At 69.1% G+C, this 21,804-nt stretch carries 20 protein-coding genes; 11 read left to right on the forward strand and 9 right to left on the reverse strand.

Annotated features, from left to right (window positions below; genetic code table 11):
* Positions 1 to 73: 73 nt before the first annotated feature.
* The 4 genes from ACFFGH_RS00655 to ACFFGH_RS00670 form a co-directional block, all read right to left on the reverse strand.
* Positions 74 to 784, reverse strand: a complete 711-nt coding sequence (locus ACFFGH_RS00655; RefSeq protein WP_386663967.1) for a DUF1499 domain-containing protein — start codon at positions 782 to 784, stop codon at positions 74 to 76.
* 224 nt (positions 785 to 1,008) lie between these two features.
* Positions 1,009 to 1,734, reverse strand: coding sequence for a DUF1440 domain-containing protein (locus ACFFGH_RS00660; RefSeq protein ID WP_386663968.1), 726 nt, complete (start codon positions 1,732 to 1,734; stop codon positions 1,009 to 1,011).
* A gap of 280 nt (positions 1,735 to 2,014) precedes the next feature.
* On the reverse strand, positions 2,015 to 2,935 hold the full coding sequence (locus tag ACFFGH_RS00665) for a DUF305 domain-containing protein (RefSeq protein ID WP_386663969.1): 921 nt from the start codon (positions 2,933 to 2,935) through the stop codon (positions 2,015 to 2,017).
* Positions 2,936 to 2,955: 20 nt separating this feature from the next.
* On the reverse strand, positions 2,956 to 3,636 hold the full coding sequence (locus ACFFGH_RS00670; RefSeq protein ID WP_386663971.1) for a c-type cytochrome: 681 nt from the start codon (positions 3,634 to 3,636) through the stop codon (positions 2,956 to 2,958).
* A gap of 234 nt (positions 3,637 to 3,870) precedes the next feature.
* Between ACFFGH_RS00670 and ACFFGH_RS00675 the strand changes: the two genes are divergently transcribed.
* Positions 3,871 to 5,019: a threonine aldolase family protein gene (locus ACFFGH_RS00675; protein ID WP_386663972.1), complete on the forward strand. Its 1,149-nt coding sequence runs from the start codon at positions 3,871 to 3,873 to the stop codon at positions 5,017 to 5,019.
* A 21-nt stretch (positions 5,020 to 5,040) separates the two neighbouring features.
* Here ACFFGH_RS00675 and ACFFGH_RS00680 read toward each other — a convergent pair whose 3' ends face one another.
* Complete coding sequence (locus ACFFGH_RS00680; RefSeq protein WP_386663974.1) at positions 5,041 to 6,393, reverse strand: erythromycin esterase family protein; 1,353 nt, start codon at positions 6,391 to 6,393, stop codon at positions 5,041 to 5,043.
* Between the two features lie 162 nt (positions 6,394 to 6,555).
* Between ACFFGH_RS00680 and ACFFGH_RS00685 the strand changes: the two genes are divergently transcribed.
* From ACFFGH_RS00685 to ACFFGH_RS00695, 3 genes are all read left to right on the forward strand, one after another.
* Positions 6,556 to 7,902: an amidohydrolase gene (locus tag ACFFGH_RS00685; RefSeq protein WP_386663976.1), complete on the forward strand. Its 1,347-nt coding sequence runs from the start codon at positions 6,556 to 6,558 to the stop codon at positions 7,900 to 7,902.
* Between the two features lie 87 nt (positions 7,903 to 7,989).
* Positions 7,990 to 8,799, forward strand: coding sequence for an NADPH-dependent 7-cyano-7-deazaguanine reductase QueF (gene queF / locus ACFFGH_RS00690; RefSeq protein WP_386663978.1), 810 nt, complete (start codon positions 7,990 to 7,992; stop codon positions 8,797 to 8,799).
* Between the two features lie 101 nt (positions 8,800 to 8,900).
* Positions 8,901 to 9,260 (forward strand): LysM peptidoglycan-binding domain-containing protein, encoded by a 360-nt coding sequence (locus ACFFGH_RS00695; protein WP_386663979.1) that lies wholly within the window; start codon positions 8,901 to 8,903, stop codon positions 9,258 to 9,260.
* 259 nt (positions 9,261 to 9,519) lie between these two features.
* On the opposite strand, the gene ACFFGH_RS00700 is transcribed toward ACFFGH_RS00695, so the two are convergent.
* A complete protein-coding gene (locus tag ACFFGH_RS00700; protein ID WP_386663981.1) occupies positions 9,520 to 9,903 on the reverse strand; it encodes a YchJ family protein in 384 nt (127 codons plus the stop codon).
* A 149-nt stretch (positions 9,904 to 10,052) separates the two neighbouring features.
* Here ACFFGH_RS00700 and ACFFGH_RS00705 point away from each other — a divergent pair, with 149 nt between their 5' ends.
* From ACFFGH_RS00705 to ACFFGH_RS00715, 3 genes are all read left to right on the forward strand, one after another.
* Positions 10,053 to 10,760 (forward strand): UPF0149 family protein, encoded by a 708-nt coding sequence (locus ACFFGH_RS00705; protein WP_386663983.1) that lies wholly within the window; start codon positions 10,053 to 10,055, stop codon positions 10,758 to 10,760.
* Positions 10,761 to 10,861: 101 nt separating this feature from the next.
* Positions 10,862 to 11,215 carry a YkgJ family cysteine cluster protein gene (locus tag ACFFGH_RS00710; protein WP_386663984.1) on the forward strand — a complete coding sequence of 118 codons (354 nt, stop codon included), beginning with the start codon at positions 10,862 to 10,864 and terminating at the stop codon, positions 11,213 to 11,215.
* A gap of 308 nt (positions 11,216 to 11,523) precedes the next feature.
* Positions 11,524 to 13,755: an NADP-dependent isocitrate dehydrogenase gene (locus tag ACFFGH_RS00715; RefSeq protein ID WP_386663986.1), complete on the forward strand. Its 2,232-nt coding sequence runs from the start codon at positions 11,524 to 11,526 to the stop codon at positions 13,753 to 13,755.
* A gap of 227 nt (positions 13,756 to 13,982) precedes the next feature.
* On the opposite strand, the gene ACFFGH_RS00720 is transcribed toward ACFFGH_RS00715, so the two are convergent.
* Entirely contained in the window at positions 13,983 to 14,204 is a 222-nt protein-coding gene (locus tag ACFFGH_RS00720) for a hypothetical protein (protein WP_386663987.1), read from the reverse strand.
* A 193-nt stretch (positions 14,205 to 14,397) separates the two neighbouring features.
* Here ACFFGH_RS00720 and ACFFGH_RS00725 point away from each other — a divergent pair, with 193 nt between their 5' ends.
* The 3 genes from ACFFGH_RS00725 to ACFFGH_RS00735 all read left to right on the forward strand — a co-directional run bounded on the left by ACFFGH_RS00725 (position 14,398) and on the right by ACFFGH_RS00735 (position 17,216).
* Positions 14,398 to 15,288 (forward strand): class I SAM-dependent methyltransferase, encoded by an 891-nt coding sequence (locus tag ACFFGH_RS00725; RefSeq protein ID WP_386663989.1) that lies wholly within the window; start codon positions 14,398 to 14,400, stop codon positions 15,286 to 15,288.
* 138 nt (positions 15,289 to 15,426) lie between these two features.
* Positions 15,427 to 15,966 (forward strand): pseudouridine synthase, encoded by a 540-nt coding sequence (locus tag ACFFGH_RS00730; RefSeq protein WP_386663991.1) that lies wholly within the window; start codon positions 15,427 to 15,429, stop codon positions 15,964 to 15,966.
* 155 nt (positions 15,967 to 16,121) lie between these two features.
* Entirely contained in the window at positions 16,122 to 17,216 is a 1,095-nt protein-coding gene (locus tag ACFFGH_RS00735; RefSeq protein ID WP_386663993.1) for a hybrid sensor histidine kinase/response regulator, read from the forward strand.
* A gap of 63 nt (positions 17,217 to 17,279) precedes the next feature.
* Here ACFFGH_RS00735 and ACFFGH_RS00740 read toward each other — a convergent pair whose 3' ends face one another.
* Positions 17,280 to 17,696, reverse strand: a complete 417-nt coding sequence (locus tag ACFFGH_RS00740; protein ID WP_386663995.1) for a hypothetical protein — start codon at positions 17,694 to 17,696, stop codon at positions 17,280 to 17,282.
* Between the two features lie 231 nt (positions 17,697 to 17,927).
* On the reverse strand, positions 17,928 to 20,435 hold the full coding sequence (hrpB, locus tag ACFFGH_RS00745) for an ATP-dependent helicase HrpB (protein ID WP_386663996.1): 2,508 nt from the start codon (positions 20,433 to 20,435) through the stop codon (positions 17,928 to 17,930).
* Between the two features lie 493 nt (positions 20,436 to 20,928).
* On the opposite strand from hrpB, the gene ACFFGH_RS00750 reads away from it, so the two are divergent.
* The gene (locus ACFFGH_RS00750; protein ID WP_386663998.1) at positions 20,929 to 21,741 is read left to right on the forward strand and encodes a TatD family hydrolase; all 813 of its coding nucleotides are present in this window, start codon (positions 20,929 to 20,931) and stop codon (positions 21,739 to 21,741) included.
* The last annotated feature ends 63 nt before the right edge of the window (positions 21,742 to 21,804 follow it).

A 21,804-nucleotide genomic window follows, 5' to 3' on the forward strand; every position in this document is an offset into this window, starting at 1 on the left:
CCCGAAGTCTCGGCGATTTGCCGTGACCCCGCTTTGCACGAGGCCGCGGCAATGCACTGCGCGGGCCCGCGACTCAGCCGCCGAGCGTGTCCAGGTACGCGCGGATGCGCTTGGCGTTTGCGCCGACATCGCTGCCGCCGACGCGCGACAGCGAACGCACGTCGATGCGGCTGCCGGCGCCGTCGGCCTCGACGCGGATCACGACGTCGTCCTTGAAACCGAACCAGAACGTGGTGTCGGTCGCTTCGATGCGGCCGGTCGCCGGGTCGGCCGCGACGATCTCCCAGCCCATCGAACGCGCCGCCTGCAGTGCGCGGTCGAACGCCGCTGCTGGCGGCGCCTCGAGGCGCAGCGGTTGCAGGTCGGGATAGGCGGCCTGTTGCTGCTGCGCGATCTCCGCCCCGCCGTAGGCGACCGGATTGGTCGCATCCTTGCGCAGCGGCAGCACCGCGAGGAACTCGGGCGGGCGCTGCGTATCGGTCGTGATGTCGTGAATCGGCGGCACCGACTTCACCTGGCGCATGAACATCCACGGCACGGCCGCGACCGCGACGCCGAGCACGGCCGCCAGCAGCAGCGCGCCGGTGCTCGCACGTCGCTGGCTCGGGATCAGCAGCAGCACGATCGCAACTGCGGCACCCGCAAGGCCCAGGTAGGCGGCCCAGCGCAGCATCTGCAGGCCGATGCCGAAATGCCAGGCGTCCAGCCGCGTACCGGGACCGGCGACCAGCAGCACGATGGCCGCGATGACGCTCAACGCCAGGGCGATGCGGGCGGGTTTCATGGCGGCTCCGGGCTGCGGTCGTGGGCATGCAGTGTGAGGCCAGGCACTGCAGCCGCGTCAACGGCGCCGGGCCGGACGGGCCCCGGTGCTGCGCGGCACAGCGCGAAACGCCAGCCCCCTTGGCGGGCGCTGGCGTCATCGCAGGACTGGCCGGGGCTGCGCGTGCAGGCGCCGGCGATCGGGACGCAGGGCCGCGTCATCGCGACCCTGCCCCGCGTTGCCGCTTACAGCGTGCGCGAACCGATCCCGGCGCCGCTCGACGGCTGCGGCGGTACCGGTTCGAACCCGGCCACGAGCGTCTCGTCCGCGGTCAGGATCGTCGCCTCGTCCTGGTCGGCGACCACTACCGTTTCGGACACGGACATCACCGCGGTCGTCGAGCCGATCGTTTCGATGTCCTCGGCATTCTGGAGCGACGCATTACGCCGGCCCTTCATCTTGCGGACCAGCGCATCGGTCACAAGGCCGTAGACCAGATGCGCGACCAGGCCGCGGGCGTGGGCCTGCCACGGGTAGGCGGTGGGCTTGGCGGACCAGCCCATCAGCGGGTTCATCCCCTCGTCGTGCAGCAGGAACACGCCGGTGCCGAACAACGCGCCGCGGCCCTTGGTGATCATCGGGTAGCGCGACTGGAAGGCCGAGTACAGCATCGCCGGTCCGATGCCGAGCGTGTAATGCACGGCCTTGCTGACCTTTTTGATCTGCTGCGGCGAAGGATTCGAGCCCAGGCGCTCGGCGGCACGGATCGTCATCACTTCGGCCGGCGGCTTGCCACGCGGGCGAACCGACTCGGTGCGCCGTCGCGCTTCGTCGCTCTCGTGTTTGAAGTTGAACCAGTCGACGCGGTCCATGACCCAGATCGCGGCGGCGCCAGCGACCGCGCCGATCATGAGGTCGGCCAGCAAATTGTCTGACCCGGTCTGTGAGGTGTTGGATTCCATTGTCTGCATTGCGCGCACTCCTGTAGCGGGGGGGCAGGTGGCGGTACCGTCCCGCATGACGCGAGGCGCTGCGGCGCCGCGGTGCGGGGAAAACCACCTGAGTTACATCCCACCGTAGGCGGCTGCGGCGAAAGCCCGGATGACTTCGATGTGATCGTGGTGCTAAGCCCGTCCGTGAGCGGCGCGAACGCCGAGGCCCTGATTGCTGCAGCGGCCGGGGCGTAAAATTCGCAAGAAATCCAGTGGCCTTGCTTCGAAACCGCGCCGATGGCGAACCTTCGAGCGCGTGCTAGCGCGTCGACGAAGCGGCGTCTGCGCGCGAGGCGCAGCCGTAATAACCGCGGTACCCGACGTCGAGCCCCGCAGCCAGCGTCAGCACCGCATCGGCCTCGTGCACCGTCAGTCCGCTCAGGGCCTTGGCCGGTGCGCCCGCGTGCGGATCGATGCGCAGCCTCACGCCATCGGCGGTCAGCACCACACCGTTCGCGAGGTCCTGCTTCGGATCGATCGCACTGTCCAACTCGACCAGGCGACCGTGCAGCTTGATGACACCGCCGGCCGGTGTGAACGCGGCCACGGGGCCGGCCGCGCGCGAGTAGCGGAAGCTGCAATGCGGCCCGCGCCCGAGCACTTTCTCGATCTCGGCCTGATCAAGCTCGGCCAGGTCGGTCTTCGCGATTTCCGCCTGCGTCATCGCCTCATGCGCCGGCACGACACGCGGCGCCGCGGCGGCTTCGTCGAGCGCTTCGACTTCACCGGCGCCGGACTCGATCTGCGCGACGAGGTATTTCATCTCGGCGATCTCGCGGCGCTGCGCGGCGATGATCTCGTCGGCAAGCTTGCGCACGCGCGGATCGGTGATCTGCGCGCGTTCACTGGTCATCACCGCAATCGAATGGTGCGGAATCATCGCCTTCATGTAGTCCACGTCGTTCACCGTGGACTGGCTGCGCACCAGCCACAGCGCCAGCGCGAACACGACCACGCTTCCGGCGAAGATCGCGATGTTGAGCGCACGCCGCGTGTACATGCTCAGCATGAAGCCGAGCATGATCGCGGCCATCGTCGCACCCATCAGCAGCGCCATCCACGCGCGCGTCTCGCTCCAGAACACGTGGTCGATCGCATACGTGGTGAGGTACATCAACCCGAACATCACCACGGTCGAGGTGGCGATCATCGCGGCGAAGCGCCAGTAGGACATCTGCATGCGAGCGCCTCCGTGCGGGTTCAGTGGTGGTCTTCGGCGGAATCGGGGCCGTGTTCGTGCGGCGCATCGTGCGGGTCGGCCGGTGCCTGCTCCGATGCAGCGCCGTGTGCATGCGGCGCGCCTGCGGGTGCTGCGCCGCCATGCGGGTCGCTCGCCTTCTGCGGCCCATGCGCATGCGCCGGGCCGAATGCGCGGTACTGCTCCGGCGTCATCGCCGGCAGCCGCTCGACGAACGCGGCGATGTTCCACAGCGTGGCGTCGTCATGCGTTTCGCCGAACGACGGCATGCCGGTGTACTTCAGGCCGTGTTTGACGATCCAGAACACCTCGCCCGGCTCCCACTCGTCCGCTTCCTCGACGAGCAGCGGCGGACGCGGCAGCATGCCGCGGCTCCATTCGGCTGGATCAGCGCCCGGGCCGCCGTGGCAGTGCTCGCACATCGCCTTGTACTCGCCGGCACCGGCAGCCACATCCGCACGCGCGAGCCACTGCGTGTCGGCCACCTCGGGCGCGCGCGAACGCACCGACGAACGCATCGTCGTATCGAGCAGCCAGTGCACGCCTGCGGTGTGGTCGCGGCTGGCGGCCACGTTGTACGCGCCGGTATAGGCCACCGTGAGCGCGATCAGCAGCAGCGCGAGCAGCGTCACAATGATGCCGATCAGCAGGCCTGCGCCGAGGTGTTTACGTTCCGGGTGCATGGGCATCGCCTCGTAGTCGCTTCGAAGACGCGCGGCGCGGTCGATGCAGCGCCGCGCAGCGTCGACCCGACCCTACGCCTGCGCCGATCAACGCACGGTCACGCGATGCGCGTGCCGCGATGCATGGCGGCGGTGTTTTGGCGGTCGTGGTCGTCTGGGTCAGCGCGCACCGGCCAGCGGTTGACCCGCGCCCGGCGGCGCCCCAGCATCAGCGCTCGTCTTCGGGGGACATACATGGATCGTCGACAGTTCCTGGCCGCGGGCGGCCTTGCAGCGGCGACGCCGGTGCTCGCGCACGCGTTCGGTGCAGCCGGCGCCACGGCCGATGGGTCCGCGCCGCAAGCGGTCAACTTCGTCTCCGACGGACTCGGGCTCGACCCGCGCGAGTACGCCGCCGCGCTGCAGCAGGCCGCGGCCACGCTGACGCCGGACTACTACTCCAGGGGCGGGTTCATTACCGAGCTGGAACATGCGTTCGCGCAGCGGCTCGGCAAGCAGGCGGCGCTGTTCGTGCCGACCGGCACGCTCGCGAACCAGCTCGCGGTGCGCAAACTCGCTGGCACGGATCGGCGCGTGCTGGTGCAGGCCGAAAGCCACCTCTACAACGACAGCGGCGACTGTCTGCAGACGCTCAGCGGTCTGAACCTGATCCCGCTCGCCGCCGGCCGCAGCACGATCGCACTCGACGAGGTGAAGCACTGGGTCGAACGCACGGCGAGTGGCCGCGTGGAGACGCGCGTGGGCGTGATCTCGATCGAAAACCCGGTGCGCCGGCGCGACCACGAGATGGTCGACATGCGCGAGCTCGAACGCGTATGCGACTACGCGCGCACGCACGGCATCCGCCTGCACCTCGATGGCGCGCGCATGTTCAACCTGCCGCTGCATTCCAAGCGCACGCTGCGCGAGCACGCGGCGCTGTTCGATACCGTCTATGTATCGCTGTGGAAGCACTTCAACGGCGCATCGGGCGCGATCCTCGCGGGCGACAAGACGTTCATCGACGGGCTGTTCCACGAGCGGCGCATGTTCGGCGGTTCACTGCCGCAGGCCTGGCCGCAGGTCGCGCTGGTGCCGCAGCACTTGCAGCGCTATGAGGACGATTACGCCCGTGCCTGGCAGGCCGCCGAGCAATGGCTGTCGCAGCTCACCGCCGATCGCCGCTTCAAGGCAGAGCGCGTGCCGAACGGCACCAGTCGTTTCTACCTCACTGTGAGCGGTGTCGCGCCGGATGCATTCGCCGCACGGCTGGCCGAACGCGGCATCGTGCTGCCACCGCCGCATCCGGACACCGGCGCATTCGGGCTTCAGCTCAACCCGACGATCCTGCGCACGAGTCCGGCCGCGCTTGCCCGCGCCTTTGTCGAGGCGGCAACCGGGTAAAGCCTGCGCGGCTCGGCGACGCTACAGCCCGCTCGGGAAGGTTTCCGGCGGCTCGTTGCCGGGCGTCCACTGGTGGCCCGGTTCCAGCGGTTCGAGCGCGCGGGTGGTATCGACATGGATCATCCAGTCGAACTGGCTCGGCAACGCGGTATGGAAGTAATGGCTCAGGCGTTCGGTCTGTGGCCGGTAGATCACGCCGATCGCGCGCTGCAGCCGCGGCGTCTGCAACTCTTCCAGCGACGGATCATCGAGCCGCAGCTGGAACGCGGGCCGGCCGATCTCGTGGAACAGCGCTTCGTAGCTGCCGTCCAGTCCGGGACGCACGCGCTTGAGCCGGGCCGGGTCGCCCCAGTCGTCGGCCGCGGTCACGGTGCCGGTGTAGGTGCTGAACCCCACGAGCACCGCCTGCGTGTCGTAGTGCTGGCGCGCAAGCTGGCCGAGGTTGAGCTCGCCGCGGCGGCCCATCTCGGTCGCACGCGCATCGCCCAGGTGCGAGTTGTGCGCCCACACCACGACCTTCGCCGGCCGATCACCGCTGCCGCGCTGCATTAATGCCTGCAGCGTTTCCATCATGTGCGTGTCGCGCAGGTTCCACGACTCGTCGCGGCCGCGGAACATGCTGCGGTAATACGCTTCGGCATTCGCGACCAGACGCGCGTTCTGTTCGGCGAAGAACAGCTCGTCGTCGCTGTCGCCGGCTTTGGCGGCGCGGCGGCTGAGCTCCGTCAGCTGCGCGATGACCTCGTCCTCGCACGACTCGCCCAGGCCGAAACTCGCCGCATAGCCATACGCCTGCGGGTCTTCGCCGTAGTGGTCGAAGCACGAGTAGCGATGGCGGGCGCGCTGCGCGGCGTCGGGGTCGGTTTCCTGCAGGTAATCGAGCACCGCGTCGACCGAGCTGTGCAGGCTGTACAGGTCGAGGCCGTAGAAGCCGACCTTGTCGCCATCGACGCGGCCGCGGTTGTGCTGCTTCAGCCATTCGACAAAGCCCAGCACCTCGGTGTTGCGCCACATCCAGGTCGGAAACCGCTGGAAGTCGCCGAGCGCGGCGCGGCCATCGGCATCGGGCGACTCGCCACGCACGTAGCGGTTCACGCGGTACGCGTCCGGCCAGTCAGCCTCGACCGCGACCGCGGTGAAGCCTTTTTCCTCGATCAGGCGGCGGGTGATCTGCGCGCGCAACTCGTAGAACTCGTGCGTGCCGTGCGAGGCCTCGCCGATCAGCACCAGCGGCGCGTCACCGATGCGCTCGAGCAAAGGATCGAAGTCCTGCCCGTGGACATCCAGCGGCAGTGCGGACGACTGCAGCGCGGCCTTCAGCGCGGCCGGGACGTGCTTCGATGACGACGCCTTTCGGTCTCCGAACGGGAACATGGGTCGATCTCGGGCGGGCCTTCGATGCTCGCCGGGCCGGGGTGATCCGTTCGCGAAAGCGGCCTGTACGCGTTCAAGTTGCCGCGTGCAGCCACCTGCCCGGGCAATGTCGCGGGCGCGGCACTGGCGCTAGCATCGGGCGAAGCCTTCCGGAGTTCGCCCATGCGCCTGTCCCGCCCCCTCGCTTCCCCCGTCCTGCTCGCCTGTGCATTGGGCGCGCTTGCCCCGAGCGCGGCAGCGCAGCAACGCCCTGAAGTCGACGCTGCCGCGGGCGCGGTGCGCGATGCGGTGGTCGCGTGGCGGCGTGATTTCCACGCGCATCCCGAACTGTCCAACCGCGAGGAGCGCACCGCCGCAACGGTCGCCGACGCACTGCGCAAGCTCGGCCTGAAGCCGCGCACCGGCATCGCCAAGCATGGCGTGGTCGCGATCATCGAAGGCGGCAAGCCCGGCCCGAAGATCGCCCTGCGCGCCGATATGGACGCGTTGCCGGTGACCGAGCAGACCGACCTGCCGTTCGCATCGAAGGTCACCACCACGTTCGCAGGCCAGACCACCGGCGTGATGCATGCCTGCGGCCATGACGCGCACACCGGCATCCTGCTCGGCGTCGCGAAGGCGCTCGTCGCGATGAAGAAGGATCTGCCGGGCCAGGTGATGCTGGTGTTCCAGCCCTCCGAGGAAGGCGCGCCGGCCGGTGAGGAAGGCGGCGCATCGCTGATGCTGAAAGAAGGCCTGTTCAAGGACTTCAAGCCCGATGCGATGTTCGGCCTGCATGTGTTCTCGACGCTGCCGGTCGGCACGGTCGCGGTGCGCGGCGGCCCGCTGATGGCGGCGTCGGACAAGTTCACGATCAAGGTCAAGGGCCGGCAGACGCATGGCTCGCGGCCGTGGGGCGGCATCGACCCGATCGCGGCCGCGGCCGACATCATCGGCAGCGCGCAGACCGTGGTCAGCCGCCGCACCGATATCGCGAAGCTGCCTGCAGTGGTGAGCTTCGGCTCGATCCACGGCGGCATCCGCTACAACATCATTCCCGACGAGGTCGAACTGGTCGGCACGATCCGCACGTTCGACGAAGGCGTGCGCAAGACGATCCACACCGACCTCGCGAACGTCGCCACGCACGTCGCGGCCGCGCACGGGGCGAGCGCCGAGGCCAGCGTGCCCGACGGCGCCGGCAACCCGGTCACGGTCAACGACCCGGAGCTGACCGCGCGCATGCGGTCGAGCCTGGTCGCCGCGCTCGGTGCGGACAAGGTGATCGAGCCGCCGCTGCAGATGGGCGCGGAGGACTTCGCCTATTACGCGCGCGAAGTGCCCTCGATGTTCTGGTTCGTCGGCGCGACCTCGCCAGGCATCGACCCGCTGAAGGCGCCGAGCAACCATTCGCCGAAGTTCCTGCTGGACGAAGCCGCGCTGGATGTCGGCGTGCGCACGATGCTGCAGGTCTCGCTCGATTACCTGCACGGCAAGTCCAACGCGACGGCGAGCGCGGCCGGCGGCTGAACGCAGCAATGACCACCGTCGCCCGCTGCGCCGCGATGCGTAGCGGGCGGCGCGTTGCACGGGGCCCGGCCGCGCGATAATCGCGGCATGAGCACCCAAGACCTTCCGCTCGGCCGCACGGTCGATTACCCGCGTGCGTATGACGCCGCGCTGCTGTATCCGATCGCGCGTGCACAGGGGCGCCGCGAACTCGGGCTAGACGATGGCGCGCTGCCGTTCATCGGCAGTGACCGCTGGAATGCCTACGAACTCGGGTGGCTCGATGGGCGCGGCAAGCCACGCGTGGCGACCGCGACGTTCACGGTGCCGGCCAACTCGCCGAACCTCGTCGAGTCGAAGTCGCTGAAGCTGTACCTCAACTCGTTCAACGCAAGCCGCTTCGACGGCGCCGAAGCGGTGCGCGCGACGATCACGCGTGACCTGTCCAAGGCCGCCGGCGCACCGGTGCATGTCGCGTTCGGCCTGCCCGCGATCGACCGCGGCGTGCCGGCCGAGCTGGTCGACGGGCTCGACATCACGATCGACCAGTACGGCCCGCCGAATGCACAGCTGCTGAAGGCCGGCGGGGAAAGCACCGAGGAAACGCTGGCCAGCGCGCTGCTGAAGTCGAACTGCCCGGTGACCGGCCAGCCCGACTGGGCAACGGTGAGCATCCATTACCGCGGCCCGCGCATCGACCGAGAAGGCCTGCTGCGTTACGTGGTGTCGTTCCGCGACCACTGCGAATTCCACGAGCAATGCGTCGAGCGCATCTTCTTCGACCTCATGCAGCACGCGCGCTGCGAAGCGCTGTCGGTCGAAGCGCGCTACACGCGCCGGGGCGGGCTCGACATCAATCCCTGGCGTGCGACGCCGGGCTTTGCGATGCCGCACGCGGGGCGCGACGAGCGGCAGTAAGTCGGCAACGTTGCGCGTGATGTGCGGACGGCTTCACGCCGGCCCGATCACTGCTTAACGAGGCGGGTGCGATGGTGGCCTTGTCAAAAGGGGACAACGCCATGAACCAGAACCGTCCTCCCGGCACTTCGCAGCCTCCGACCGGGTCCGGCAGCAGCGCGTCGCGCCCGCTGGATCTATCGAACGTCGGCAGCAGCAGCGACACCGTGCCGAGCCTGCGCCCGGACTCGTCGAAGCTCGAAGGCGGCAGCAGCGGTGCACCGCTGACCGCGTCGGACACTGCACGCCGCACGATCCGCGTCGAGCACGGCGACACGCTTGCGGCGATCGCGCGGCGCGTCTATGGCCACCCGAGCCGCTGGCCGCTGATCTTCGATGCGAACCGTGACCGGCTGGATGATCCCGAACTCATTTACCCGGGCCTGATCCTGCTGCTGCCTGATGCCCCACCGGACGCCTGAGCCGCCGATGCCCGATCCGCGATCAATCGTGACCCACACCCGCGTCGCCGCCGCTCCGGCGGCGTTCGGTAGCTTTGCGGGTTTTGAGTTCGGTGATCGCAAGGACGTGGACGTGGACGCGACCGGCCGGCACCACGTCCAACCCGATCACGGGAGGCGACGCCTGCGTCGAATCCCTGGTTTCGCCGTGCGCTGACTCCCTCTCTCCGGTCCACGCACGGACTTGGGCGCGACAGCAACGTCGCGCCCTTTTGTTGTTTCAGCGCCCGGCGCCGGCGGGGAACTCACCATCGACGTAATACCAGCGCCCGCCTTCGCGCACGAAGCGGCTGACTTCGTGCAGCCGCACTGCCGGTGCGCCGCCGCTGCGGGCGCGCGCGACGAACTCGACGGTCGCCGCATCGCCTTCGGCGACGTGGCGGCGTACGTCGAGACCGAGCCAGCGCATCGACGGGTCCAGATCGAGCGCGTCCGGCCGCGTGTCGGGATGCCAGCTCGCGAGCAGGTACGCGGCGTCACCCCGCACGAACGCGCTGTAGCGCGAGCGCATCAGCGCCTGCGCATCCGGCGCTGGCTCGCCTGCATGGAAGCGGCCGCAGCAGGCGTCGTACGCACGATCGGGCGAGCAGGGGCAGGCGGTCATCGGGGCAGGCATCGTCGGCAGGCGCGGCATGGTACGGCGATCCCCGCTGCCGGCGGCATCGCTGAAGCCCAGCGGACACGACGGCCGCTTCGACCTGCGCATCGCAGCCGCGCCGACTACCATGCACGCCTTTCCCCGCCGGTGCCGCCATGAACGCTCCCAGCCACCTCGACGACGACCAGATCGAACGCCTCGCCGAACTGCTCGAGCAGCGCGCGGTGCCGTTCAAGGGCTTCAACCTCGAGGCGCTGGACGGCTACCTCTCCGCGCTCGCGGTCGGGCCCGACACGGTGCCGATGTCGGAGTGGGAACCGCAGGTCTGGGGCACCCCGCCGCGCTGGCGCGATGCCGACGAGCGCGCCCAGGTTGAAGCGTTGCTGCTCGGCCACTGGAACATGGTCACCGCACGCGCGCGCTTCGAAGGCGAGGACATCCCCGACCACCTCGCGCCGCTGCTGTGGCTGCCCGAGGAGGCCGAGGCCGAACAGCCCGACGAGCTCGACGTCGGCCACGACTGGGCGCTGGGCTTCTTCCGCGGCGTCGAGCTGCGCGAAGCGCAGTGGGAGGCCTGGCTCGACGAGCACGACTGGATCGACGAGATCTTCGCGCTGCTCGACCGCCTCGTCAGTGGTGAGGTGATCGGCGAGGACCCGACCCAGCCGCCGGCGCCTGTCGATTACCGCGAGCGGCTGGAGATCATCGCCGGCCTGCCTGCCATGCTCGCCGACCTGCACCACCACCGCATCGACGCGCTCACGCCGCGCGAGCCGATCCGTCGCGCAGCGACGCCGGACCGCAACGCACCCTGCCCCTGCGGCAGCGGCCGCAAGTACAAGAAGTGCTGCGGCGCCGGCTGAGCACCACGACCGCACGCCCGCTGCGCAGGCCGCGTCGCTCGCGGCCGCGCCCTGCATTACCTCGTCCCGTTTCCTTCAAGACCCCCGCCGATCCCGCTGCCATGGCTGTCCACCCGTGCCTGTCCTGCGGCGCCTGCTGCGCGGCGTACCGGGTCGTGCTCCACTGGAGCGAGACCGACCCGTCGCTCGAGCTGCACACGCCGGCAGAGCTCACCGAACCGCTGGACCCGCACCGCGTCGTGATGCGCGGTACGTACTCCGCCCCCGTGCGCTGTCAGGCGCTGCGCGGCGTGGTCGGCCGCGACGCGCACTGCGGCATCTACGCACAGCGCCCCAGCCCCTGCCGCGACCTGCAACCGGCGTGGCTGCATGGCGAGGCGAGCCCGCAATGCGACCGGGCCCGGCAGGCGCATGGCCTCGCGCCTCTGGACCCGTCGAGCTGGCGGGCAGCCTGACCGGCCGCGCTTGCACGGCCGGCGCAGGCGCAAGCGTCCCGCGTCGAGACCGCCCGCTACGTAGAGCCGTGAGGATCCACCGGCGCGCCACTTCTGCTGCCGCTTCGCAGCGTTTGCTGGCGCCTGGGCCTGAGTTCATGACGATCGGGTCTTTTGCCCCGCGCCGGACGAACCGCGACAATGCCCGACCGAGTTGCACGCATCGGCCCCACGCGTGCACTGCCCGGCTTCCGATCGAGGACGCTGCCCGCCCCAGCCGGCGCGGCACCGTTCGTCCCGCCAGACCTGCAAGCGAGCACTACGCCCCCATGTCGAACACGCCGAAGATCATCTACACCCTCACGGACGAAGCGCCGTTCCTCGCCACCCAGTCGCTGCTGCCGATCGTCGAGGCATTTGCCGGCACTGCGGGCATCGATGTCGAAACCCGCGACATTTCGTTGGCCGGCCGCATCCTCGCGCAGTTCCCCGAGCGCCTGACCGATGCGCAGCGCATCGGCGATCACCTCGCCGAGCTCGGCCAGCTCGCCACCACGCCCGAAGCGAACATCATCAAGCTGCCGAACATCAGCGCGTCGGTGCCGCAGCTCAAGGCCGCGATCCGCGAGCTGCAGCAGCAGGGCTATGCGCTGCCGGACTACCCGGAAGAGCCTTCGAACGACGAAGAGCGCGACATCAAGGCGCGCTATGACCGCACCAAGGGCAGCGCGGTGAATCCGGTGCTGCGCGAAGGCAATTCCGACCGCCGCGCGCCGGTGAGCGTGAAGAACTTCGCGCGCAAGCATCCGCACCGCATGGGCAAGTGGAGCAGCGATTCGAAGTCGCATGTCGCGCATATGCGCGATGGCGATTTCTACGGCAGCGAGCGCTCGACCACCGTGCTCGACGCCGGCAACGTGCGCATCGAACTGGTGCGCGCCGACGGCCAGACCGTCGTGCTCAAGGAAAAGACCGCGCTGCAGGCCGGCGAGATCATCGACGCATCGCGCATGAGCGCGTCGGCACTCAACGCATTCATCGACGAGCAGATCAACGACGCGCGCGAAAGCGGCGTGCTGTTCTCGCTGCACCTGAAGGCTACGATGATGAAGGTCTCCGACCCGATCATGTTCGGCCACGTGGTCAAGCGCTTCTACGCGCCGGTGCTGGAAAAGCACGCCATCGCGCTGGAGTCGGCGGGCTTCGATCCGAACAACGGCATCGGCGATCTGTACGCGCGCCTGCCGGCGCTCGACGAATCCGTGCGCCGCGACATCGAAGCGGAAATCCAGGCGCTGTACGCGCAACGCCCGGGCCTGGCCATGGTGAACTCCGACAAGGGCATCACCAACCTGCACGTGCCCAGCGACATCATCGTCGACGCATCGATGCCGGCGATGATCCGCGACAGCGGCAAGATGTGGAACGCGGCCGGCGAACTGCAGGACACGAAGGCGGTGATTCCGGACCGCTCGTACGCCGGCATCTACCAGGCCGTGATCGAGGACTGCAAGCAACACGGCGCGTTCGATCCGGCGACGATGGGCAGCGTGCCGAACGTCGGCCTGATGGCGCAGAAGGCCGAGGAATACGGCTCGCACGACAAGACGTTCGAGATCGCGGCCGCCGGCACCGTGCGCGTCGTCGACGCCGCGGGCAACACGCTGCTCGAGCACAGCGTCGAGGCCGGTGACATCTGGCGCATGGCGCAGACCAAGGACGCGCCGATCCGTGACTGGGTCAAGCTCGCGGTCACGCGCGCGCGCCTGAGCAATACCCCGGCCGTGTTCTGGCTCGACGCGAACCGCGCGCACGACAAGCAGGTGATCGCGAAGGTCGAGCAGTACCTCGGCGAGCACGATACGAGCGGGCTGGACATCCGCATCCTCGCACCGGTCGAGGCGATGAAGTTCTCGCTCGAGCGCACCCGTGCGGGCCAGGACACGATTTCGGTCACCGGCAACGTGCTGCGGGATTACCTGACCGACCTGTTCCCGATCATGGAGCTCGGCACCAGCGCGAAGATGCTGTCGATCGTGCCGCTGATGGCCGGCGGCGGCCTGTTCGAAACCGGTGCCGGCGGCAGCGCGCCGAAGCATGTGCAGCAGTTCGTCGAGGAGAACTACCTGCGCTGGGATTCGCTCGGCGAATTCCTCGCACTGGCCGCGTCGCTCGAACACCTCGCCGAACGCCACTACGACACGCGCATCCGCGTGCTCGCCGATGCGCTCGACGTCGCGAACGGCCGCATCCTCGACGAGAACCGCTCGCCCGCGCGCAAGGTCGGCCAGCTCGACAACCGCGGCACGCACTTCTACCTCGCGCAGTACTGGGCGCAGGCGCTGGCGACGCAGAACGACGATACGCAGCTGAAGGCGAAGTTCGCCCCGCTGGCCGAAGCGCTGACGACGAACGAGGAGAAGATCCTCGGCGAGCTCACCGCCGTGCAGGGAAAGCCGGTCGAGATCGGCGGTTACTACCACCCGGACGTGGCACGCATGGCTGAAGCGATGCGTCCGAGCGCGACGCTGAACTCGGCGCTGGCGTCGCTGGCGGCCTGAAGGCGGTTCGCTTGACGGTCCGGACCTGTGTCCGAGCCGTCAGCCGATAGTGGCCCGCAGCGGCTACGCCTACCCTGCGGGAGGCGTAGCCGCTGCGGGCGCCCACGCGCTGCGCTGCGCCTGTCGTTCGCTAGCGGGCGCAGTAGTCGAATGCTCGGCTTGCACCAGTGCTGCGCTGCTCCGCTGAGAACATTCGTGCGGCGCGCGTGCGATGCACGGCGACGCGCTCACGCGGCGCGGTCATAGCTCGCAAGAAACCTCAGCACGGCGCGCTCGTGCTCGATCGTGGAAAGCGCGGGGGCATCGGCCATATGCAGGGGCGGACACACCGGTGGTGCGGTGCGCGCGCTGCGTACGCCGTAGCGTCCCGTGAACCGCGGGGGGCGCATATCGCGACCGGCCGCGGCAGTGTGCGGTTCGAATAACCACTCGCTCTTGAACAGCTGCATCACGCATCTCCTTGCTGGGCGTCGGCCGGCCCGCTGAGGCGGGTGGTCCGTGGATGGCGCGCAGGCTACGAAGGGCAGATGACCGCTCGGCGCCAGTGGTTTTGCAGCGGTGTGTCGCCGCTGTGGCTGGTGCGCATGGCCCATGCACGCGCGCCCCGGTAGGCTGTTCAGCCCTGTTGCCTGGAGTCATCGCATGAAACGCCTGCTGCTCGCCGCGCTCGTTCCCGCCCTGCTGACCGCCTGCGCCACCAATCCGTCCACGCCGGCGGCTTCGGCCGAGGCTTCCGCATCCACCAGCGCTTCGGCGAGCAGTGCCCCGACGCCGGGCAAGGTGATACTGGCCGACCTCGATTCGGCGATCGCCGGCGACTGGCGCAGCGCCGAGAACCGCGCCCGTGACGCGCACCGCCATCCGCGTGAAACGCTGGAGTTCTTCGGCATCGCGCCGAACCACACGGTCATCGAGATCACGCCGGGCGCCGGCTGGTACAGCGAGATCCTCGCGCCATACCTGCGCAGCGGCCAGTACATCGCGGCCGTGGTCGATCCGGCTTCCCAGAAAGAGGAGCGCGCCAAGGCGTACTACACCAAGTCCAACGGCGAGCTGGCAGCAAAGCTCGCTGCCGACGCTGCGCGTTTCGGCACCGCGCGCACGGTGACGTTCAATCCTGCCCAGCCACAGTTCGGCGCACCGGGCTCGGCCGACGCGGTGCTGACGTTCCGCAACGTGCACAACTGGCGCATGGCCGGCACGGCGGACGCGATGTTCAAGGGCTTCTACGACGTGCTCAAGCCCGGTGGCGTGCTCGGTGTCGTCGAGCACCGCGCGAAGGGCGACATGCCGGCCGACGACAAGTCCGGCTACGTCGGCCAGGCGCAGGTGATCGCGCTGGCGCAGGCAGCCGGGTTTGAACTCGCGGGCCAGAGCGAGATCAACGCCAATCCGCGTGACACCAAGGACCACCCGAATGGCGTCTGGACGCTGCCGCCGAGCAAGCGCCACGATGCCGGCGATGCAGCGAAGTACGAGGCGATCGGCGAAAGCGACCGCATGACGCTGCGCTTCCGCAAGCCGGCGCGCTGAGCAGTCGCGAGCTGATCGTCGTTCGCGCCGCGGCCGCCGGTGGGCTGCCGCGGCACGGTCCGTGTCGATGCGATTCGGGCGCGTAGCCGTTCAACGCGCCAAAGCAACGCCGCGCTATCACCGAGTCACGAGCCCAGCGTGCTGATCGCGTTCAATAAACCCTATGGCGTGCTGTGCCAGTTCACCGACCGCAGCACGCCGCCGCGGCCGACGCTGGCGGGCTTCGGCCTGCCGCCGCAGGTGTATGCGGCAGGCCGGCTGGACCACGACAGCGAAGGCCTGCTGCTGCTCACTGACGATGGCGGCCTCGCGCACCAGCTGACCGATCCGCGCCACAAGCAGCCGAAGACTTACTGGGTGCAGGTCGAGGGCGAACCGGACGAAGCGCAGCTTGCCGCGCTGCGCAGCGGCGTGACGCTCAACGACGGGCTAACACGTCCGGCGCGCGCGCGCCGCATCGATGCGCCCGGGTTGTGGCCGCGCGATCCGCCCGTGCGGTTCCGCAAGACCGTGCCCGATGCGTGGCTCGAACTCGAGCTGCGCGAAGGCCGGAACCGGCAGGTTCGCCGCATGACCGCCGCGGTCGGCCTGCCGACGCTGCGACTGGTGCGCGTGGCGATCGGGCCGCACCGGGTGGACGGCCTTTCTCCCGGCGAATGGAAAGTAATTACTGGATGAGGCTGCAACGGGATTTTCGCTTCGCCTTCACGCAGCGTGCAGGTCTTGTTCATCAAGCTGACCGCGCATCACAGGTGTACAGGGGAGCTTCTGTTAACGTTTGTTCCGTTTGCATGACGGTCGCGCGCCACGCCTGACCCGCCACCAAGGACCTTATGGCCGCTGCTGCCGCCAATTCCGGCCGGATTCTCGTCGTCGATGATCAGGCGGCGAACCTGCGTGTCGTCAGCATGCTGCTGACGCGGCAGGGCTATGACGTCGCGACGGCCGAGAGTGGCGAGCGCGCGATCGCGTCATACACCGAGTCCGAGCCCGACCTGATCCTGCTCGACATGATGATGCCGGGCATGGACGGGTTCGAGGTGCTGCAGGCGCTTCGCAAGCACGAGCGCCCGCTGCGTGCGCCGGTCGTGTTCGTCACCGCCGCGCACGACCGCGACCTGCTGCTGCGGGCATTCGACGCCGGCGTCGTCGATTACGTCACCAAGCCGTTCCTGCCCGAGGAGCTGCTCGCGCGCGTCAACGCGCATATCGGCCTCAAGCTCACCCGTGACCGCCTCGAGCGCGTTGCGCGCGAGCGCGAGGAGCTGGTCAACCTCGTCGCACACGACCTCAAGAACCCGCTGACCAGCGTGCTGTTCGCGAGCGACCTGCTGCGCACCGGCGGCTGCAAGCCCGAGCGCGTGCCGCGATATCTCGAGATGATCCACGAGAGTGCAACCGATGCGCTCGGCTACATCCGCCACTACCTCGAAAGCCGCGCCGGCCAGCAGGCCGCGGCGCAGGCACACGCTTCGGCGAGCCTGGCCGAGACGATCGACTGGCTGCTGCGCCGTTACGAGATCCAGCTCGAATCCAAGGGCCTGCACGTCAAGCTCGTCCCGCCGCCGGCGGATGCGCGCGTGGCGATCGACGAGCGCGTGCTGCGCCAGGTCAGCGAGAACCTGATCACCAACGCGATGAAGTACGCGCCCGGCAGCGAACTGACGCTGATCGGTCGCGCCGGCCCGCCGGGCTTCTGGCAGCTGATCGTTGCTGACCGCGGTCCGGGCATTCCGGCCGGGCGCCAGCGCGAGCTGTTCAAGCCGTTCGTGCGCCTGCATGAGGAATCGCACGATGACGGCATCTCCAGCGGCCTCGGCCTTTCGTTGGCCAAGCAGATCATCGCCAATGCCGGCGGCCAGCTCTGGTACGAAGACCGCAAGAGTGGCGGCGCGCGCTTCGTGATCGAGCTACCTCAAGCCGCCTGATCCGCACACAACGGCGGTGGCGCAGGCGCCACCGTGATCCTGCAACCGCTGATGCGTCAGCGGTCAGTACGTGCTGGTCGAGTTGTCGCTGGTCGCGTCACGTGCAGCACGTGCGGTCGCGGCGCGCTTGCGGGTACCGACCGTCGACGTGGCCTTGCGCCGGTTCGGCACTTCGGTCGCGTTGCGTGCTTCAATCCGCGTGGAGCGGCCCAGGGACGCACCCGTTACGGTGCCGGTTTCGATGTTGCCGCGCTCGGCGCGGGCGCTGCGGCGCTTGGCTGCATACCAGAGCAGGCCTGCACCGGCGACGGTCGCCACGGCCACGGCCGGGTGGCGGCGCACGAACATCCCGGCGACACGTGCACCGGTCTTCACCGCACCGAACTTGGCGCCGGCAGCGAGCAGCGCCTCGGCGCTCGGCATCATCACCTTCAGGCTGTCACCGACGGCCTTGGTGCGGCCGACGACACGATCGGACATGGAAGCTTTTCTGAACATGGACAATGTCCTGCAGCGGGAGCGGAATGCAGTGTCGATCCGCGCTCGTTGAAGCGACGTGAGCAGCGACGCGTCGTGTTGGATGCTCATGGCGGATGCAACCACGTTGCAGCCGATGCAGCTGTCCGTCATCGCTGGAACGAAGTGCGATCGGCAGTGGGATGCCTTGCGCTGGGGTACACGTCGCGAAGTGCACGCGGCGATGACTGCCGCTCAGTGCGCCCGCGGCTTCGCGCGGTGCGTGGCGGTCGCGGTCCACGGGTCGTCGGGCCAGGGGTGCTTCGGGTAGCGGCCTTTCATCTCTTTCCTGACCTCGGGATAGGTGCGCTCCCAGAAACTGCGCAGGTCCTGCGTCACCTGCAGTGGCCGCCCCGCGGGTGAGAGCAGGTGCAACGTGAGCGGCACGCGCCCCTCGGCGATGCGCGGCGTGTCGGCCAGGCCGAACAGCTCCTGCAGCTTGACTGCGAGCACCGGCGGCACCGGCGCGTCGGCCGCATCATCGAACGCGTACTCGATGCGCCGGTCCATTCCGGACGGCACGACGATGCGCACCGGCGCGAGTGTGTCGATGCGCTGGCGCAGCGACCAGTCGATGCCCGACTTCAGCGCCTCGCCGAACGCGGCCTCGTCGAGTGCATCAAGCCGCGTCTTGCCGCTCAGCGCAGGCTTGAGCCACCTCTCGAGCGATTGAAGCAGTGCGGCATCGGACAGGTCGGGCAACGCATCGAACTCCGGCAACCACGCGCGCAGGCAACGCGCGCGCGCGCGCCACTGCATGAGGCCTTCGGTCCACGGCAATGCATCGAGTCCGAGTTGGCGCACCGCGTCGACCAGCGCATCGGCGTAACGCGACGGGTCGGGCTTCGCGAGCGGCCGGCTGTCGATGACGATCCGGTCGAAGCGCCGCTCGCGCACCGCGGCAATGCCCCGCGCATCCGCATCCCAGACCACCCGGTCCTCAGTGATGAAACGCTGCGGGAATTCGCGTTCCAGCCGCGCCTCGTCGAGCGGCGCCGCCCGCAGCACGCGCGCGTCGCGGGCCTCATCACGCAGCTCGCTGATCACGATCCAGCGCTCGCCGAACAGCGCGCTGTCATCGAACAGCTTCGCGCTGCGGCCGTTCGCAAGCTGGTAGCGCAGCGGATCGGCCGGGTGCTGGCGCGCGATGCGATCCGGGAACGCATGCAGCAGCACGTCGCCGAGCGCATGCGCGGGCACCGTAGTCGGCGGCGATGCATCCAGGTGCAGGCGGCGGCGCCACTGCTTCGCGGCCTGGTCGAGCGCGGCGAGCGCGCCTCTGGATGCATCGGCCGGCGCACGCCCGGTGCGGAAAGCCGCAAGCGCCTGCCAGCGCTCGACCAACGCATCCGAGCGCGACCGCAGCGGATCGCGCGCTTCGATCAACGCAGCGAGGTCACAGGCCAACGCCTGCTCGCGCGCATCGGTCGGTGCCAGCAGCATCGCCGCGAGCCGTGGGTGCGTGCCGAGCGTGAGCATGCGCCGGCCCAGCGGCGTGACCGCCACGCCATCGAGCGCGCCGAGCCGCTGCAGGAGTTCGCGTGCGGCCGCGAGTGCGCCGGGTGGGGGGGCGTCGGGAAAGCGCAGGTCCGCATCGCCCCAGGCGGCCAGTTCGAGCGCAAGCCCGGCCAGTTCGACCTGGGCCAGCTCGGGCCGGCGTTGCGGCTCGAGCCGCTGCGATTGGGGCCACAGGCGGTAGGCCCAGCCCTCGGCGACACGACCGGCGCGACCGGCGCGCTGGTCGGCCGAGGCCTGCGCGATCGGCACGACGTCGAGCCGCGCGAAGCCGCTGTTGGGGTCGTAGCGCGGCTCGCGCGCAAGCCCGGAATCGATCACCGCGCGCACGCCCGGCAACGTGACGCTCGATTCGGCGACGTTCGTCGCCAGCACGACGCGTCGCCGGCCATCTGCGGCCGGCTGCAGCACACGCGACTGCTGCTCGACCGGCAGTTCGCCGTGCAGCGTGAGTACCTCAATACCCTGCAGCTCGGTCGAGCCCGCCAGCGCGCCTTCGGCACGCGCGATCTCGCGCTGGCCCGGCAGGAACACGAGCACATCGCCCGGATGCGCCGCGACCGCGTGTTCGACCGCGCGGCGAGTCTGATGCTCGATCCCCTCCTCGCGCCGCGCCGGAAAGTGCTGCACCGACACCTGATAACTGCGGCCGGCGCTGGCGAGCCGCGGCGCATCGAGAAACTGCGCCAGCCGCTCGCCGTCGAGCGTCGCCGACATCACCACGATGCGTAGGTCCTCACGCAGCTGCGCCTGCACGTCGAGTGCGAGCGCGAGGCCGAGGTCGGCCGCGAGGTGCCGCTCGTGGAACTCGTCGAACAGCAACGCGCCGACGCCTTCGAGCATCGGATCGTCCTGGATCATCCGCGCGAGGATGCCTTCGGTGACGACCTCGATCCGCGTCGCGGCCGAGACGCGGTTCTCGAAGCGGATCCGGTAGCCAACCGTCTGCCCGACCTCCTCACCGCGCTGGCGCGCCATGAACATCGCCGCCGCCCGCGCGGCAACGCGGCGCGGCTCGAGCATGACGATCTTCTGCGTGCCGAGCCACGGCGCATCGAGCAGTGCCGGCGGCACCTGCGTGGTCTTGCCCGCGCCCGGCGGCGCTTCGAGCACGAGGCGTGTGTGCGTGGCGAGGCTGTCGCGGATCTGCGGCAGCAGTTCGTCGATCGGGAAATGCGGGGTGCTCACGCGGGAAGGATAGGTGTTGGAGGTGTTCCCGGTCGAAACGAGAGCAGCGCCGCTTTGGTTGCGGCACTGCGCGTGAGGTGGCCCATCAAGGGTGTTGCTGCGCCCTCCTGACGACATCCTGTCTTTAAGTCGGGTCGTGGGCCATCCATGGCCCACTCTCCGCAACACCCTTGATGGGCCACCTCACGCTCACGATTTTCTGCGCGCTCTGGCGACTGCTTTCAAACGACCAGGGCAGAGGAACTGCAAACGCGACAGCAGCGTGGGAGCCGGGGTATTGCGTAAAGCCGGCCATGGATGGCCGGCGCGCGAGTCAGGGCAGGATGAGCATGGACCGCTTGCGCGGCACTGCCGCGCGTCCGTGCGAATGCCCGGTGCGCTGCACCGGGCTGGAGGAGCCGCGACGTGGCGGCCCTGACCGAGCGGAGGGCAAGACCCCGGCTCGCGCGCTGCCTGCAGCCGAAGCCACGCATGCCCCCGTTAGAATTCCTCCATGCAACTCATCGACATCGGCGCCAACCTCACCCACGAATCCTTCGACCGCGACCGCGACGCCGTGTTGGCCCGCGCCCGCGAGGCCGGCATCGTGCAGATGGTCATCACCGGCGCCAGCCGCGAGCACTCGCCGAAAGCGCTCGAACTCGCGAAGGCTCACCCGGGCTTCCTGTTTTCGACCGCCGGCGTCCACCCGCACCATGCGGTCGAATACACCGCTGAATGCGACGCCGAGATGCGGGCGCTGCTGGAACACGACGAGGTCGTCGCGGTCGGCGAATGCGGGCTCGATTACTTCCGCGACTTCTCCCCGCGCCCGGCGCAGCGGCGCGCGTTCGAGCAGCAGCTGCAGATCGCGGTCGATACCGGCAAGACGCCCGACTCTAGAAAGCCACTCTTTCTGCACCAGCGCGATGCGCACGACGACTTCGTCGCGATCATGCGCAACTTCGAAGGCCGCCTCGGCCCGGCGGTCGTGCACTGCTTCACCGGCACGCGCGAGGAAGCGTTCGCGTACCTGGATCACGACTGGCACATCGGCATCACCGGCTGGCTCTGCGATGAGCGCCGCGGCCAGCATCTGCGCGAGATCGTGCCGCACATCCCCGGCCATCGCCTGATGATCGAGACCGATGCGCCCTACCTGCTGCCGCGCACGCTCAAGCCGATGCCGAAGGACCGTCGTAACGAGCCCGCATTCCTTGCGCACATCGTCGAGGAACTCGCGCGCGACCGCGGCGAAACGGTCGAAGCGGTCGCCGCGCGCAGCACCTCAACGGCACGCGAATTCTTCCGCCCGCCATCCCCCTGACGGCACTTCGCCGGTCACATACCGGCCCGTATCCTAGGCGGCTGCGGGCCCAGGCCCGGTCGA

This window comes from Lysobacter korlensis (genome assembly GCF_042434515.1).